This window comes from Dyadobacter sp. (assembly GCF_039919315.1).
Classification (GTDB): Bacteria; Bacteroidota; Bacteroidia; order Cytophagales; family Spirosomataceae; genus Dyadobacter.
The window spans coordinates 1-14,896 of sequence record NZ_JBDSFX010000054.1 but is presented as its reverse complement, the minus strand read 5'-3'; the positions used below and the strand labels follow the sequence as shown (position 1 = coordinate 14,896).

General features: G+C 43.6%; 14 protein-coding genes. 4 read left to right on the top strand and 10 right to left on the bottom strand.

Annotation, left to right across the window (positions count from 1 at the left end; translation table 11 throughout):
- Positions 1-29: 29 nt before the first annotated feature.
- The 5 genes from ABIO93_RS14885 to mutY form a co-directional block, all read right to left on the bottom strand.
- Complete coding sequence (locus tag ABIO93_RS14885; RefSeq protein WP_348068981.1) at positions 30-1,352, bottom strand: transporter associated domain-containing protein; 1,323 nt, start codon at positions 1,350-1,352, stop codon at positions 30-32.
- Between the two features lie 112 nt (positions 1,353-1,464).
- Positions 1,465-1,935 carry a single-stranded DNA-binding protein gene (locus tag ABIO93_RS14880; RefSeq protein WP_348068979.1) on the bottom strand — a complete coding sequence of 157 codons (471 nt, stop codon included), beginning with the start codon at positions 1,933-1,935 and terminating at the stop codon, positions 1,465-1,467.
- A gap of 60 nt (positions 1,936-1,995) precedes the next feature.
- Positions 1,996-3,201, bottom strand: coding sequence for a Gfo/Idh/MocA family oxidoreductase (locus tag ABIO93_RS14875; protein ID WP_348068977.1), 1,206 nt, complete (start codon positions 3,199-3,201; stop codon positions 1,996-1,998).
- Positions 3,202-3,363: 162 nt separating this feature from the next.
- Positions 3,364-4,221 (bottom strand): phytanoyl-CoA dioxygenase family protein, encoded by an 858-nt coding sequence (locus tag ABIO93_RS14870; RefSeq protein WP_348068976.1) that lies wholly within the window; start codon positions 4,219-4,221, stop codon positions 3,364-3,366.
- 110 nt (positions 4,222-4,331) lie between these two features.
- Positions 4,332-5,432 (bottom strand): A/G-specific adenine glycosylase, encoded by a 1,101-nt coding sequence (gene mutY, locus ABIO93_RS14865; protein WP_348068974.1) that lies wholly within the window; start codon positions 5,430-5,432, stop codon positions 4,332-4,334.
- Positions 5,433-5,570: 138 nt separating this feature from the next.
- On the opposite strand from mutY, the gene ABIO93_RS14860 reads away from it, so the two are divergent.
- The 3 genes from ABIO93_RS14860 to ABIO93_RS14850 all read left to right on the top strand — a co-directional run bounded on the left by ABIO93_RS14860 (position 5,571) and on the right by ABIO93_RS14850 (position 8,577).
- Positions 5,571-5,876, top strand: a complete 306-nt coding sequence (locus tag ABIO93_RS14860) for an HU family DNA-binding protein (protein WP_348068972.1) — start codon at positions 5,571-5,573, stop codon at positions 5,874-5,876.
- A gap of 29 nt (positions 5,877-5,905) precedes the next feature.
- Positions 5,906-6,748 carry a tetratricopeptide repeat protein gene (locus ABIO93_RS14855; protein ID WP_348068970.1) on the top strand — a complete coding sequence of 281 codons (843 nt, stop codon included), beginning with the start codon at positions 5,906-5,908 and terminating at the stop codon, positions 6,746-6,748.
- Between the two features lie 266 nt (positions 6,749-7,014).
- A complete protein-coding gene (locus ABIO93_RS14850) occupies positions 7,015-8,577 on the top strand; it encodes an Rne/Rng family ribonuclease (RefSeq protein WP_348068968.1) in 1,563 nt (520 codons plus the stop codon).
- 37 nt (positions 8,578-8,614) lie between these two features.
- Here ABIO93_RS14850 and ABIO93_RS14845 read toward each other — a convergent pair whose 3' ends face one another.
- From ABIO93_RS14845 to aat, 5 genes are all read right to left on the bottom strand, one after another.
- Positions 8,615-9,442, bottom strand: a complete 828-nt coding sequence (locus tag ABIO93_RS14845) for an enoyl-CoA hydratase-related protein (RefSeq protein ID WP_348068966.1) — start codon at positions 9,440-9,442, stop codon at positions 8,615-8,617.
- A gap of 4 nt (positions 9,443-9,446) precedes the next feature.
- Positions 9,447-10,532 carry a M20 family metallo-hydrolase gene (locus ABIO93_RS14840; protein WP_348068964.1) on the bottom strand — a complete coding sequence of 362 codons (1,086 nt, stop codon included), beginning with the start codon at positions 10,530-10,532 and terminating at the stop codon, positions 9,447-9,449.
- A complete protein-coding gene (locus ABIO93_RS14835; RefSeq protein ID WP_348068962.1) occupies positions 10,526-11,776 on the bottom strand; it encodes a glutamate-5-semialdehyde dehydrogenase in 1,251 nt (416 codons plus the stop codon). The genes ABIO93_RS14840 and ABIO93_RS14835 overlap by 7 nt, the downstream gene beginning before the upstream one ends.
- The gene (gene proB / locus ABIO93_RS14830; protein ID WP_348068960.1) at positions 11,776-12,807 is read right to left on the bottom strand and encodes a glutamate 5-kinase; all 1,032 of its coding nucleotides are present in this window, start codon (positions 12,805-12,807) and stop codon (positions 11,776-11,778) included. Before proB ends, ABIO93_RS14835 begins: the two co-directional genes overlap by 1 nt.
- Positions 12,808-12,915: 108 nt before the next feature.
- Positions 12,916-13,542, bottom strand: coding sequence for a leucyl/phenylalanyl-tRNA--protein transferase (gene aat / locus ABIO93_RS14825; protein WP_348068958.1), 627 nt, complete (start codon positions 13,540-13,542; stop codon positions 12,916-12,918).
- A 330-nt stretch (positions 13,543-13,872) separates the two neighbouring features.
- On the opposite strand from aat, the gene ABIO93_RS14820 reads away from it, so the two are divergent.
- Complete coding sequence (locus ABIO93_RS14820; protein ID WP_348068956.1) at positions 13,873-14,604, top strand: GNAT family N-acetyltransferase; 732 nt, start codon at positions 13,873-13,875, stop codon at positions 14,602-14,604.
- Positions 14,605-14,896 lie beyond the last annotated feature (292 nt).

The window sequence follows — 14,896 nt, the reverse complement described above, 5'->3', positions numbered from 1 at the left end:
AAATCAATTGTACTTTTTCTTTAGAGTCATCATTTTTCAGACACCAGAACACGGACTTTTTTGATTCTTTTCTTGTCAGCCGATTGTACTTTAAACGTTACTTCACGGTGCGTGGCAATCTCCCCCGGACGTGGCAATCGCGAGAATAATTCCAGTAGCAACCCAGCCAGCGACTCGCTACTTCCCCTAACCTCGTCAAAATAATCGGTCTCGAGATTCAGTAACCGGCACAAGTCATTGATCAGTACCTTTCCTTCGAAAACATAAGTATTCTCATCTACCTGCGTGTAGTTAATCTCGTCATCCTCATCATATTCGTCATTGATATCACCGAAAATCTCTTCAATAATGTCTTCCAGTGTGATAAGTCCGCCCGTGCCGCCGTACTCATCGACCACGAGCGCCATATGTACCCTGCGGCTCTGAAAATCCTTCATCAGGTCGTCCAGACGCTTGCTTTCGGGAATAAAATAGACAGGCCGTAAGAGTTTCTGCCAATTAAAATGCTCATCGAGATGAATATGAGGAAGTAAATCCTTTACATTCAGAATTCCCTCAATATGATCCAGATCGTCCCGAAAAACAGGGACACGCGAGTAACCCGATTTGTTGATCTTATCCATTAATTCATGGAAATTCAGTTCAATGTCAAAAGCGGTGATATGAAGACGCGCCTGCATTGCTTTTTTAGCATTTGTCTGCCTGAAATTAGCCAGTCCGCGTAAAAGATCAGTTTCCTCCTCGCTTTCAGCCTTTGCTTCGAGCATTTCGGTAGTTATTTCCGCTCCTTCCGGCGTGAGCACCCCAAAGGAATAGCCCAGCTTCATAATAGGCTGTGTGAGCGGCCTGCATATCTTGATCAGAAACTGCGTAAGGCCTGAAATTCTGGGAATAAATTCATTTGCACGTCGCGCACTATTGTACCGTACGATGGCATCCAACCATATCCAGAATGCTAGCGTTCCCAGGATCACCCAGGTAACAACTTCACTTTGAGTAATTTGTAAATGTATCCATGCCAATCGTGCCGCGAGAACCAGCGCAAATAATGTAATGGCACGCTGTACTAGCGAAAGCGCAAGTTGCTGTATTCGACTGGGAAGGCTGTTTTCTGCGTCACTTTTTCGTTCCCATGGATTTTCCATTGCGCCGGATGCTGCGTATGCTGCGCGTATCCCGGAAAGGAAAAGGGAAATTATGAACAGAAAAATAATGAGGATAAAGTCGTAGGGAGCTAAGAAATCAATGGGTATGATCACCCCTGCCAAGATAGGTTGCGTACTTCGTTGGGGAAATAAAATCCCCGTACGCGTTCGGGAAAGTGGATCGTCGCTATCTGCAGTTTCTTTCACAAAATGTTATAAAATGTTCATACCGGACATTCAATAAGATAAATGTAGCGATTCTACCTCAAAAATAAATGTTCTTTGATGGCAGAATCGCCTAAATATTTGGAATGTCTGGCTAAAACGGCAGATCATCGTCATCGTTTCCAGCAGCCAGTGAAGGCGGAATAGGATCGGAGGATCTTGGTGATTGGTTGGCACGGGGAGCAGACGGCTGAGAATAACCTTGTCCGCTGCTTTCGCTACCTCCGCCCGCAGGTCCGCCGAGTAATGTCATACTGTTAGCCCGGATCGTCACGCCGGTTCTTTGCTGTCCTTCCTTGTCCGTCCAGCTGTCGGTACGGATACGACCTTCAATGTAAACCTGATTTCCTTTTTTCAGGTATTTCTCGGCTACCTTGGCCAATCCTTCCCAAAGTTCAATCCGGTGCCATTCGGTGTTGTCTACTCTCTCACCACTTTTATTAGTATACGATTCAGTGGTTGCGATATTGAATTTGGCTACCGCTGATCCACTTTCGAGATATCTAACCTCCGGATCACTGCCCAAATTTCCTATCAGAATTACTTTGTTTACGCTTCCTGCCATGGTTTTTTGTTGTGGATGATTTTAAAATGTAGTTTTAAAGATAACAGGTTTGAAACCTTTTCAGACATCCTGCTCGCTGATTTTTCCTGTTTTTTTGTCTTTCAGGATCAATTTATTGCGACCATCGTGTGTCATTTCCTGTCTGATCAAATAATAGTCTTCGTTATATGAGACGTAATTTGAAGGTTTGGTCACACCTTCTTTCCCACGCCAGACCGGCAGTTCTACTTTTTCCCACAATTTGGACTTCGCTGACTTATACGCCGCGTCAATCACAGCATTCACAATGTAGCCATCATAGAATGTTTCAGCAGGCTCCGTTCCCTTTTCAGCAGAGTTGAACATATCCGTAAACATGTGATTATAACCAAGATCATTGACTTCGTCCCCCACCGGAAAAAGCCAGCCAGTGTTGCTCTCGGCCTTTTCAGCTACATAATCTTCTCCTTTACCATCGGGGTTCTGTCCTGTTGTAAACATTTCAAAACCTGTCCTCAAAAAGTTATTGATCCAGATGGTCCCCTCGGTACCCATGACCTCGTCCCTCAAATCCATACCGCCGCGGAATGTCCAGCTTACTTCAAATTGCCCGATCGCACCATTTTCATATTTCACCAAAGCAATGGCATGATCCTCAGCATCAATGGGTTTGACCTGCGTATCGGCCCAGCACATTACTTCAACTGGCCTGATATCCTTACCGATAAAATTCCGCGATATCTCAATACAATGGCAACCCAAATCCAGAATGCAGCCACCGCCGGCCTGTTCAATGTCCCAAAACCATTCGCTGTGTGGCCCTGGATGCGCCTCACGGGACTTGGCCCAGATAATCCTCCCCAACGATCCGTTTTTCACACTCTCCAGTGATTTCAAAAACTTCGGCGTATAGCACAGATCTTCCAGGTAACCCGCGAAAATCCCAGCCTCTTCTACTGCTTTCATCATGCGTAGCGCCTCCTCACCGTTCCTGCCGAGCGGCTTTGTAGAAACGACAGCTTTTTTATGCCTGGCACAAAGCATTACTGCCTGCTCATGAATGTTGTTAGGCAGTGCAATGCAAACCATATTCACATCAGGATGGGCAATCACCTCCTCCATATCCGACGACCAAAAGTCACATCCGTAATCCGTTGCAAACTTTTGCGCACTTTCCTCTCTCCTAGCATAAATAGCGACCACCTTATCCCGGCCGCGCTGGCCATGAATGGACTCAGCATAAAAGCGTCCGATAAAACCGGAACCCAGCATTGCAATTTTCTGCATATCAGCAATCGATTAAATATTTTATGAATTAGTCAGATATTGTCATTTTTGGTCACTTATCGTCATACCTGGTCATGGATAGTTATTTATCGCTTTTTCAAAAATGACAATAAATGACAACGCATGACAATCAATGACGCCCCATGACTCAATTTAAAAAAATCAGGACGTCTTCACTTCATTCTCCCAGCCAGTAGTTTTCAGCGCGGGGTCGTCTTCTTTTCTTAGAAAATCAGCATTACCGAATGACGCAGCGTCCCATTCAGTCAAAGCGTGGTCTGGTACAATAGAAACCGGTACTCTCCAGGAAGTGGAAGTTTCACTGTAAGCTATGTTGGATTGCGAATTGTAACATGAAATCAGCGACCATCTCGGATGATCCGAAAGATTCGCTTCCGACCTGTGAAGCAGGTTACTATGGAAAAACAATGCATCGCCCGGCTCAATTTCGCAGTAAACCAAGTCCATTGTCTTCAACGCATGGTTCACCATTTCCATGTCAGCTCCTACCTGCTCGCCAGAGAAACCATGATTGACGCGGCCCATTTTGTGTGATCCTTTGATGACCTGTAAACATCCGTTTTCTTTGCTAGCGGGAGTTAATGCGATCATCACACTCATGAGCTGGTCAGGAAAAATAAACTGGTTTTTATACCAGTAGCCATAATCCTGATGCCATTCCCATGCGCCGCCAACTTTTGGCTCCTTCTGCATTAGTTTGGTATGAAAATGGCAAACCTGGCTATCCTGACCTAGCAATTGCCATACCGAGTTAACCACTCTTTCACTTCTGATCAGGTAACCAAAAACGTCATCACCCGGCGTAAACCACAACGATAGTTTCGTTTTCTTCCCCGACTGATCATTCAGGTCCATAGCATTCTTTTGCATGACCGAATTTTCAATGGCGGTACGATATAATTTATCCGTTTCCTCTTTCGAAAAAAGTGCTTTTACAACTACATAACCATCCCGGTTGTAGTCATTTATCTGATTGGTAGTTAAATTAAAACCCGCCATAACTCTTTCGTTTTACATGTTAAGTACAAAAATATATTACTTTAAACACAATTAAAACAGCGCAAAGAAACCTTAACCAGTTCTGTTTACCGAAGACATTATCAATCGTTTTAAAGATAATTCTCTTCTTTAAGAAGCGTATCAATCAAGATGGGTTTCGGAAGAATTTCAATTTGCTCTTTTGTATAGAAAGCCATTCCGGGTGGTAAATCTATTGTATCTCCTGACTGAAAATCAATCCACCAGAAGCGGACATTCAGCCTTTGATGCGTCAGAATGTGACTATACAACCTGGCAACCTCGCTGATCCTGCCCTTTTGCAGTAAAACACGAAGAGCGGGCTCATCATCCAGGTCGTCCGGAGTGCTCACCGGGCCTGGCGATTCCATCAAATAAAAATCGTATAACCCTTTCCATATATCCTTGCCTAGCCGTTCCTGCATCGCGAGCTCATCATTCTTTCTGATCAGAAAATAGTTAAGGAACCGATGACGGACGGTCAATTTCTTGATTTTAACCGGAAGTTGGCTCTGCATTTTGAATTCAAAGGCATAGCAAATGTCATTGAACGGGCAAATTTTGCAATCAGGCGAAACAGGAACACATTGAATCGCCCCGAACTCGATCATCGCCTGATTGTAGGTTGCCGGATCATCTTGCGAAACCAGCTCTTTCGCCAAAGCCGCAAATTCCTTTTTCCCATCATTGCTCAACATATCCGATTGGATCCCAAAAATTCGAGACATGACCCGGTACACATTACCATCGATCGCCGCAACTGCCTCCCCGAATGCGAATGAAGCGATTGCCGCCGCAGTGTAATGACCAAGCCCTTTGAGCTTCGAAAGCTGTACCGCCGTTTTGGGGAATTTACCTTCAAATTCACTAACAATCTGCCTTGCTGTAAAATGCATATTCCTGGCACGGGAGTAATAGCCGAGGCCTTGCCAAAGCCTTAATACGTCACGTTCGTCCGCATTTGCCAGATCAAAAACGGTCGGGTAGTTTAACAGGAACTTCTCGTAATAGGGTGTCCCCTGAGCCACTCTGGTTTGCTGAAGAATAATTTCCGACAACCATATTTTATACGGGTCGTTGGTCTGGCGCCAGAGCAGCGGGCGATGGTTTTTGAGGTACCAGGATTTAAGTTTTTTATTAAAATCAATTACCTGAAAATGATCCGGTACCATATAATTTTCGCTTATGTGCACTGTTTTTTAACCGATTAGAAAAAAAATGAAAACCCCATCCTTTTAAATACTGGTAAAATTACCGTACCTTTGTGTTCCCAAAATTTAGAGGAGTAAGTAAATAAATGAAATAATATCCACTTAAAGTAAACAATCAAAGTGACTAAGGCAGACGTAATCGCACAGATTTCTGAGAAAACAGGCGTGGACAAGGGCGATGTTCAGCAAACGCTAGAATCGTTTTTCACCGTGGTAAAGGACTCACTTTCTGATGGTGAGAATCTTTATGTAAGAGGTTTTGGTAGTTTCATTAATAAAAAACGTGCGCGTAAAGTTGCCCGTAACATTTCTAAGGGAACTTCAATGATCATTGACGAGCACTTTGTACCAAGCTTCAAACCTGCAAAAGTTTTTGTTGAACAGGTAAAAGAAAGTGACAAATTGAAAGTAGTCGCTGAAAAGTAATTACTTGAAAAGGTTTAGGTTATAACAGTATGAAAAAGTCTATCATTCTTTCTTGCGTGCTCGCGGTCGCTTTGGTTGGAACATTGTTCAGTCTTCCAAAAGTGGTTGTAAACACAAAAAGTAACGAGGTAGACAAGGAAAAGGGCCAGACGGCCGCAGTTTCTACGGAAGCTGCTCCCGAGACTCCTTCCAAATCGCATGATGGAGCCACTTTATCTGCTGATCAACAAAAAATTGTAGATCAATTGAGAAGTGGTTTCATTAAAGCGGATGAAAAAGAAAAGATAACCGCGGGGTTAAAATTGTCTGATAAATTTGCCGAGCTACAAAAATTTGACAGTGCGGCTTTTTATGCTGAAAAAGTAACCCTTTTGTCTCCCACCATCGATAACCTGGTGAGAACAGGTGATCGCTACTACGAAGCTTATGGTTTTGCCATTGACGAGCAGAAAGCGAAAAACCTGGGAACAAAAACCCGCGAATATTATCAGAAAGCAATTGATCAGGATCCTGGATTATTAGCTGTAAAAGCTAATATGGCAATGACTTATGTGAATACAGAAAACCCGATGCAGGGAATTTTGATGTTGCGTGAGGTAATTGACACGGATCCCACCAACGAATTGGCTTTGTTCAATCTGGGGATTTTGTCCATGAGATCTAACCAATATTCTAAGGCTGCTGACAGGTTCAGACAGATTTTAACCAATAATCCTGCAAATACCAAAGCGAAATTCTATTTAGGACTTACGCTGGTAGAGCTCGGAGAAAAGGAACAGGCACGTAAGGTTCTGTCGGAGGTTAAGAAAGAGGAAAAAGATCCGGTTATTCAGCAAGCGATTGGCGAACTTGAAGGCCGTCTGAACAATTGATCAGCAGAAGATAAGGAAACCATTTTTTATTTATAAACGACATATTTATGCCTTGCGGAAAGAAAAGAAAGAGACATAAGATCTCCACTCATAAGAGAAAAAAACGCCTTAGAAAAAACAGACATAAGAAGAAATAAATGGTCATGACCGGGTTTTTAAATATGAAGATCCGGTCATGCCTTCTTCCCCTCGTATGTAATGCCCCTTTTATTCCAAAAGCGGGAGGTTAAGTATCAACATTATATAGCCATTTAGTTGGTTGAACATTGAGTAACGAATTACTAATCAATTCTACTCAAAAGGGAGAACGTATAGCCCTTTTGCAGGATAAACGTCTTTTAGAATACCACGTCGAAACACCGGACCAAAGCTTTACCGTTGGGGATATCTATCTCGGTACAGTAAGGAAGCTGGTAGCGGGGCTTAATGCCGCGTTCGTTGATGTAGGTTTTGAGAAAGATGCGTTTCTGCATTACCTCGATCTGGGGCCTAATATCAACTCTCTCAACAAGCTCACCAAGGATGTTATCTCCAAGCGGGGCAATTCAGGCAAATTGAATAATTTCAAGATGGAGCCTGAGATTGAGAAGTTGGGCAAAATCGATAAAGTCCTTTCTAAAAATCAGCCTATACTTGTTCAGATTGTCAAAGAACCTATTTCTACAAAAGGTCCGAGGCTTTCCTGTGACATTTCCATTGCCGGCCGTTACATTGTACTCGTTCCTTTTTCCAACTCTGTTAACCTTTCCAAAAAGATAACAGACAAGCAGGAGAGAAACCGTTTGCAGCGGCTTATGTCCTCTATCAAGCCAGCTAACTTTGGTGTAATCATCCGTACCGTTGCCACCGGCAAAGATGTGGATGAGCTGAACAAAGATTTGCAGGACTGCCTTGACAAATGGGAAAATGGCATTAAAACACTTCGCGACGCCAAACCACGCGACCGCGTGATAGGTGAGATGAATCGCGCTTCTTCCATTATCCGCGACATGCTGAACGAGTCGTTCGACAGCATTACCGTAGATTCAAAAGAAGTGTATGACGACATCAAAGCCTACATTCACAACATTGCGCCGGATAAGGAGAATATCCTGAAACTGCATAATGGCAAGAACAAGCTTTTCGAACAATTTGGTTTGGAAAAGCAGATCAAGTCACTATTTGGCCGTTCGGTAAGCTTGCCTAATGGTGGGTACCTAATCATTGAGCACACCGAGGCACTGCACGTCATTGACGTAAACAGCGGCAACAAATCTAATTCCGAAGAAGATCAGGAAGCGACTGCATTAAGTGTAAACCTTGAAGCAGCGAAGGAAATTGCCCGTCAATTGCGTCTTCGCGATATGGGTGGTATTATCGTCGTCGATTTTATCGATATGAAGAAGGCGGAAAACAAGCGCGTTCTTTTCGATACCATGCGCGACGAAATGAAAGGCGACCGTTCTAAATACACGGTGCTGCCACTTTCGAAATTTGGGTTGTTGCAAATTACACGTCAGCGTGTACGACCTGAAATGAACATTGTGACCCGCGAAACATGTCCTACTTGTGGCGGAACGGGTACCATTCAAGCTAGTATCCTGGTGTCTGATGTGATCGCGAATAACCTGGATTACATTCTTACCAAACAAAATGAACGTGGGATTACGATTTCACTTCATCCATTCCTGCATTCCTATTTTACAAAAGGAATTATTTCCGAGCAGGTAAAATGGCTTTTCCATTACAAAACCTGGGTAAAACTGATTAAAGACACTTCCCTGGGAGTTGTTGATTTCAAATTCCATAACCGCTACGGCGAGGAGATTGAGATTGTTCCGGGAAATTAACCAGCGGTTTTTCTTGCGGAGCGCTATACGCTCCGTATTACTCCCCTTTCCAGTCTGGCTTTCGTTTTTCTCTGAAGGCAGAAGCGCCTTCTTTGGCATCATCCGTTTGCATTAATAAATCAAGCTGTGATTTCAGATAGCTTTGCTTTTCGCTATCACGAATTTCGGATAGATTTTGAAGCGCCTTCATACCCATTTGAATCGCCAGCGGCGCATTTTGTAGAATTTGATCCGCTAGTATGTTTACATCATCAGCAATGCTTTCTTTCGTCGAAACTTGGGTGACCAATCCTAGATGATAAGCTTCATCAACATTATAGCTCTTGGCTGTGATACACATTTCCAGCACTTTTCTGGCCGGAATGATCTGCATCAAAGACGCCATAACCTGCATCGGCCAAATTCCTCTTTTTACTTCCGGGAGGCTGTAATTTGCATCATTAGTACTCACCACGAATGTACAACCGCAGACAATCAAAAAACCGCCAGCCAGTACAGGCCCCTCTACCTGGGCAATGCTTGGTTTTAAAAGTTGTACAAATGCATCCCCAAGCTTGATATCCTCACGGGTAGCTGGCAGATTTGCATTCCTGATATTAGCTGACTGGTCATGAAAAGCATTCAAATCCGCACCCGCGCAGAAAACAGGCCCTGATGCATTAACAATCACACACCTTACTTCCGAATTGAAGTGAGCATAAGCTAGCGCAAATGTGATTTCTTCCGTCATCGTGGGTGTAAAAGCATTGCGCTTTTCCGGACGATTGAGTGTTATCGTGAATAAGTGACCAGACAAAGAAGTTTTGATATACAAAAATGGTATAGTATCAAATTTTTGTACATCCTCCTTTGTGTAAAATCGCATATCCCTAGGATTTGGTGACGACGCCTTCCAGCATGGTAATGTATTGAGCAATACCTTCTTCGATTTCGTGAAGGTAGATAAACTCGTCGGCGCTATGAGACCTTGCTGAATGGCCCGGCCCCATTTTTAACGACGGACAATCCAGAAGCGCCTGATCGGAGGTCGTAGGTGAACCGTATGCAATGCGTCCCAATTTTAAACCCTTCTTAACGATCGCGTGGTCCATCGGTATACTTGATGGCCGTAACCGGATCGAGCGGGCGGAGACTTCCGACTGTATATTATTCTGAATCTCTTCAATAACCTCCTCTAATGTATACTGATCGGTAACTCTTACGTCGATGGTAAAAGTACACGCGTCGGGCACCACATTATGTTGCGTTCCGGCATTAATGATCGTTACCGACATTTTCACCGGGCCCAACGTCGGCGAAACTTTTGGAAACCGGTACTCTGTAATCCACTTAATGTCCGCCAATGCTTTGTAAATGGCATTTTCGCCTTCCTCTCTTGCCGCGTGTCCTGACTTACCTTTGGCAGTACAATCCAACACCAACAAGCCTTTTTCAGCGACTGCCAGATGCATTTCTGTCGGTTCGCCTACGATCGCGAAAGCTATCTCGGGCAACTCAGGTACTACAATTTCCAAACCTTCTTTTCCTGAAATTTCCTCCTCAGCCGTCGTTGCGATTGCTATATTGTAGGTGAGATCTTCTCTTTCATAAAAATGGCAAAATGTGGCAATCAACGATACCAGGCATCCACCCGCATCATTACTTCCCAAACCATATAATTTATTCTCCTCAACAATTGCCTTGAAGGGATCCAATGTCCATGACTTATTAGGCTTCACGGTATCGTGGTGCGAATTGAGCAGGACAGTAGGCTTTGCTTCGTCAAAATGAAGATTATAAGCCCAGATATTGTTTTTCTTGGTATGAAAAGGAATGTTTTTCCTCCCAAAAAAATCAATGATCAGCTGCGCCGTATTGTCTTCCTCTTTACTGAAAGAAGGTGTTTCGATCAGGTTTTTCAAAAGCGCAATGGCTTCGCGGGTAAGCGTTTGTATATTTTCCAATGTATTTACCATCTTACTTGCCCGTCACCTTTAACAATCCATTTTTCTGTAACTAGTTTTTCGAGCGCAAATGGTCCTCTTGCGTGTAACTTCTGAGTTGAAATGCCAATTTCAGCACCTAATGCAAATACGCCGCCATCGGTAAAGCGGGTAGAGGCATTGGAATAAACTGACGCAGCATCCACTTCTCTCAGGAATGTTTCAATGGTCTCGTCATTCGTTGAAACAATGGCTTCCGAATGCCTTGACGAGTATAATTCAATTTGTTTCAACGCATCATCTAACCCATCCACTATTTTGACCGAACATTTAAAATCAAGGAATTCTTTTCCAAAATCATCCGGCCCGGCTTTTTGCAAATAAGGGTAATCCGCTCTTTGCAGAATGTCATAGGATATTTCATCCGCAAAAACCTCTACATTCCATTTCGTAAACCCTTCTTTTAGCTTTGGTAAAAAGCTTTCCGCAACCACCCTGTCAACCAATACAGTGTCCAGCGCATTGCACGCTGCCGGCTTGGAAACCTTCGCATTAATGACAATCTCTGCACCTTTGTCTAAGTCTCCCGATGCCTCAATGTAGGTATGGCAAACGCCCGCACCAGTTTCAATGGTAGGTACCAATGAGTTCTGCCTCACAAATTTGATCAGCCCCTCCGAACCTCTCGGGATGATGATATCGACATATTGTGTTGCCGTCAACAGCTCGCCCACAAACTCGCGGCCCGTTGGAAGTAATGTAACTGCCGCTTTCGGTACCCCAAACTCCTCCAATGTTTCATGAATAAGGCTTACCAGGCAGGTATTCGAAAAATGCGCTTCTTTCCCACCTTTCAACACACAAGCATTCGCGGAGCGGAGACAAAGCGATGCTACGTCGATAGTAACATTAGGCCTGGATTCATAGATTACGCCTACTACCCCGAGTGGAACCGCTATTTTTTTCAATGAAAGTCCTTGCTCAATCGTCTTTTCAACAAAAACCTCTCCCGTAGGATCTGGTAACCCAGCCACATCAATAAGACTTTGCGCCAGATCATTGATCCTTTTTTCATTCAGAAGCAACCGGTCCTTTTTGGGATCAGCGTCATCCATCAAAATCAGATCTCTCTGGTTTTCAGCAATAATATACCCTGCATTGGCCAAAACCTTTGCGGCAAGGGAAATCAAAAGATCAGCCCGTTGCCGGTCCGACAACCTGCGAACTGCCGCCGACGCTTCCCGTGTTTCTTTTAAAAGAGGTAAAATAGATTCCATTATAATAGTACTATATCATTGGCATTAGCCACTTCGAAATTCAATGTTTTCAGATTTTCGCGAATTGCGTATGAGGTTTCCCTGGCCCTCGCCACCGCTATCATTTCTTCTGCCGGCGAGTAAATCTCAATAATCTCCCCGGATTCAAAATCACCGGTTACCTCACTTACTCCCACGGCCAGCAGGCTTTTTCGTCTCAATAATGCTTTGGCAGCTCCTTCGTCAATTTGCAGGCTGCCAGATACCAAACCGCCACTTCCAAGCCAGCGATTCCTCGCCGATAATGTGCTTTTGCCCGCGTGAATGAGCGTTCCGGCATTTCCATTGAGCGCTTCCAGCAGTTCGTTTGGCTGGCTCATTCCAAAAATCACAACCTGAATGGCCATTCTCGCCGCCAGTTTTGCGAAAGTAAGTTTGGAAGCCATTCCTCCAAGACCTAGAAAAGATTTGTCCGTCTTTACAAACTTAAAAACCTCATTGACATTGGATACGTTCCTTAAAATTTTACCCTCCTCGTCCAGCAGGCCGCCGACCGAAGTACAGAACATTAAACATTCCGCTCCAAAACCCACCGCTAGTAATGTGGCCAATTCATCATTATCTGAAAACTTCAACTCACGGTCACTGACCACATCATTCTCATTCACGATAGGGATAATATTGTTTCCCCAAAGTTCTTCAAATGTCTCTTTCAGCTGCAAAAATTTATTCCGGTTCGCGAAATGTTGTCTTTCGCAAAGGCTTTGAGCAATGTAAATCTGGTTCGGAGCAAAGAATTTGGCATATAGCCCCACCAGCAACGGATTTCCCACAGATGCCGCCGCCTTCCGCTGCGTCATGGTTCCTTTATAATCCTGAATATAAGCCTTCCCAGCACCTACTGCTCCTGATGAAACAATGATAATTCGGTATCTGGAATGGATTTCTGAAACCTGTCTGGCAATTTCGGAAATGATGCTGGTATCAGGCTCACCAGAGGGAAGTGTGATCGAAGCGGTCCCGAACTTTATTACTAATATTGGTTTTGACACTTTGGAATTCAATAATGGGCACGATCTCTTTACAACTTCGTACGCTGGGTAATCAATTTTGGGTCAAAATTAAATTATTTCAAATGAAATAGAACACATTGTCGTGGCTTACGACGGTTTGTGTAAAGATAAATCCGCCAACACGCCTGCGTCGAATCTTCTTTTCACTTTCAATGCCTTCTGTAAAAGGTCAAGATACTCGTCCCTCGGAATTTCAATGGCACCATAACGCAGCACATTATCATTCATAAATTGCGTATCCAGCAGTACAAAATGGTTGAATTTTAAGAGTTGCATCAGATAGTGAAATGCTACTTTGGAAGCATTACTTTCCCTCGAAAACATTGACTCCCCAAAAAAGACACCATTGATAGAAACGCCATAAAGTCCTCCAACCAGCTTTCCCTCCCGGTAACTTTCAACACTATGCGCATATCCCAACCGGTGCAGCGAAGTATAAGCAGCTATAATGGATTCCGAAATCCAGGTACCCTGCTCATTGACCCTCGGCCCGGAGCATCCGCGCATGACTCCTTCAAAGTCTGTATCAATCTTTATCTCGAAATACTTCTTATTCAAAACCGGCCTGAGTGATTTGGAAGGCTTATAGGTATCAATCGGAATGACAGCGCGCGGATTGGGCGAATACCAATAAATTGCCCCATCCGACTCGGCCATCGGAAATATTCCGTTTATATATCCGTTAAGTATGTCATCGGTATTGATCTCTGTCATGAAAGCCACAGTATGTAGTTTGGGTTCAAAAACTTTATTAATGCAAAACGAACCATAAAAATATATCTTCTGTTTCTTTGGAGTGACAATTTTTTTTTCAAAATTTGCACCTTCTTAGACGCATTAGCAAGTCAATGAACAACAACGGCATACATACTGTTCTTCATACTACGCCTTTCCGATTCAGGTCCCCCCGGACCGCATAATTATATTTTACCTACGTGGTAAAACTTTTATACCCCTTTTTTCTTTCTTATTCTAAACGTCCCATCGTTTTTTATCTGGGTATAGTAATTATTGTTTCGAACATTTTTGTCAGTAAAGTTATCAATGAAAAATACCGAAGTAGTGGGCAGTAAGTTTATAATTCAGACTGCCAATGAAAATCATCTTCATTTCGCCGAAATCATTTGCGCGGAAATGGAAGAGAGCGCTAAAAAGCGTGGTACCGGCATAGCCAAACGTTCTCCTGTTTATATAATGGAAAAAATGGTAGAGGGGAAAGCAATCATTGCGACCACCGATACCAACGAATGGGTAGGCTTTTGTTACATTGAAACGTGGGAACACGGTAAATTTGTGGCAAACTCCGGACTGATCGTACACCCCGATTTTCGGAACAGCGGAATGGCGAAAGCAATCAAACAAAAAGCTTTCGAGCTGTCTCGGCAGAAGTATCCTGATGCAAAGATTATTGGTATTACGACCAGTTTACCTGTGATGAAGATCAATTCGGATCTGGGTTACGAGCCGGTAACATTCAGTGAGCTTCCTGCTGATGACGCATTCTGGAAAGGTTGTGCGAGCTGTGTAAATTACGATGTACTGACCCGGACGGGCAGAAAGCATTGCCTTTGCACGGGTATGATGTACAATCCTGACGATAAGAAAAAAGAAGAAGTTTCGGCAGCTTCTATAGGTACTGAGGTTGAGAAACATTCCTGGGACTTTTTGAAAGAATCCAGCTTGTACGAGCGCTGGATGAGAATCAAACAACGCATTTTATTGCGAAGGGAAGAACGCGCCAAAAAGAAAAACGCCGGGGCCTTGCTCGTACACTAACGTACTGCATTCATTTACAGATTTTATATATCTTTTAAATACCTCGCCCGGCAGCCGTAATAGGCCCGAAGCGAGGTATTTTTTGTTACTGCATTATTCAACGTAAAGAATCGTCAATAAGCTTTTCCCATTCCGGGAATGCATTCCATGAAACTTACGTACTTTTGCAGATCAATATATGAGAATTTTTACCCGGGCTACGTTAAGGGATTTTTGGAATATAACACCTGATGCGAGGCCAGCACTTGAATTTTGGCATGATGCAGTGGAAAAAAATAGCTTTCAAAATCCA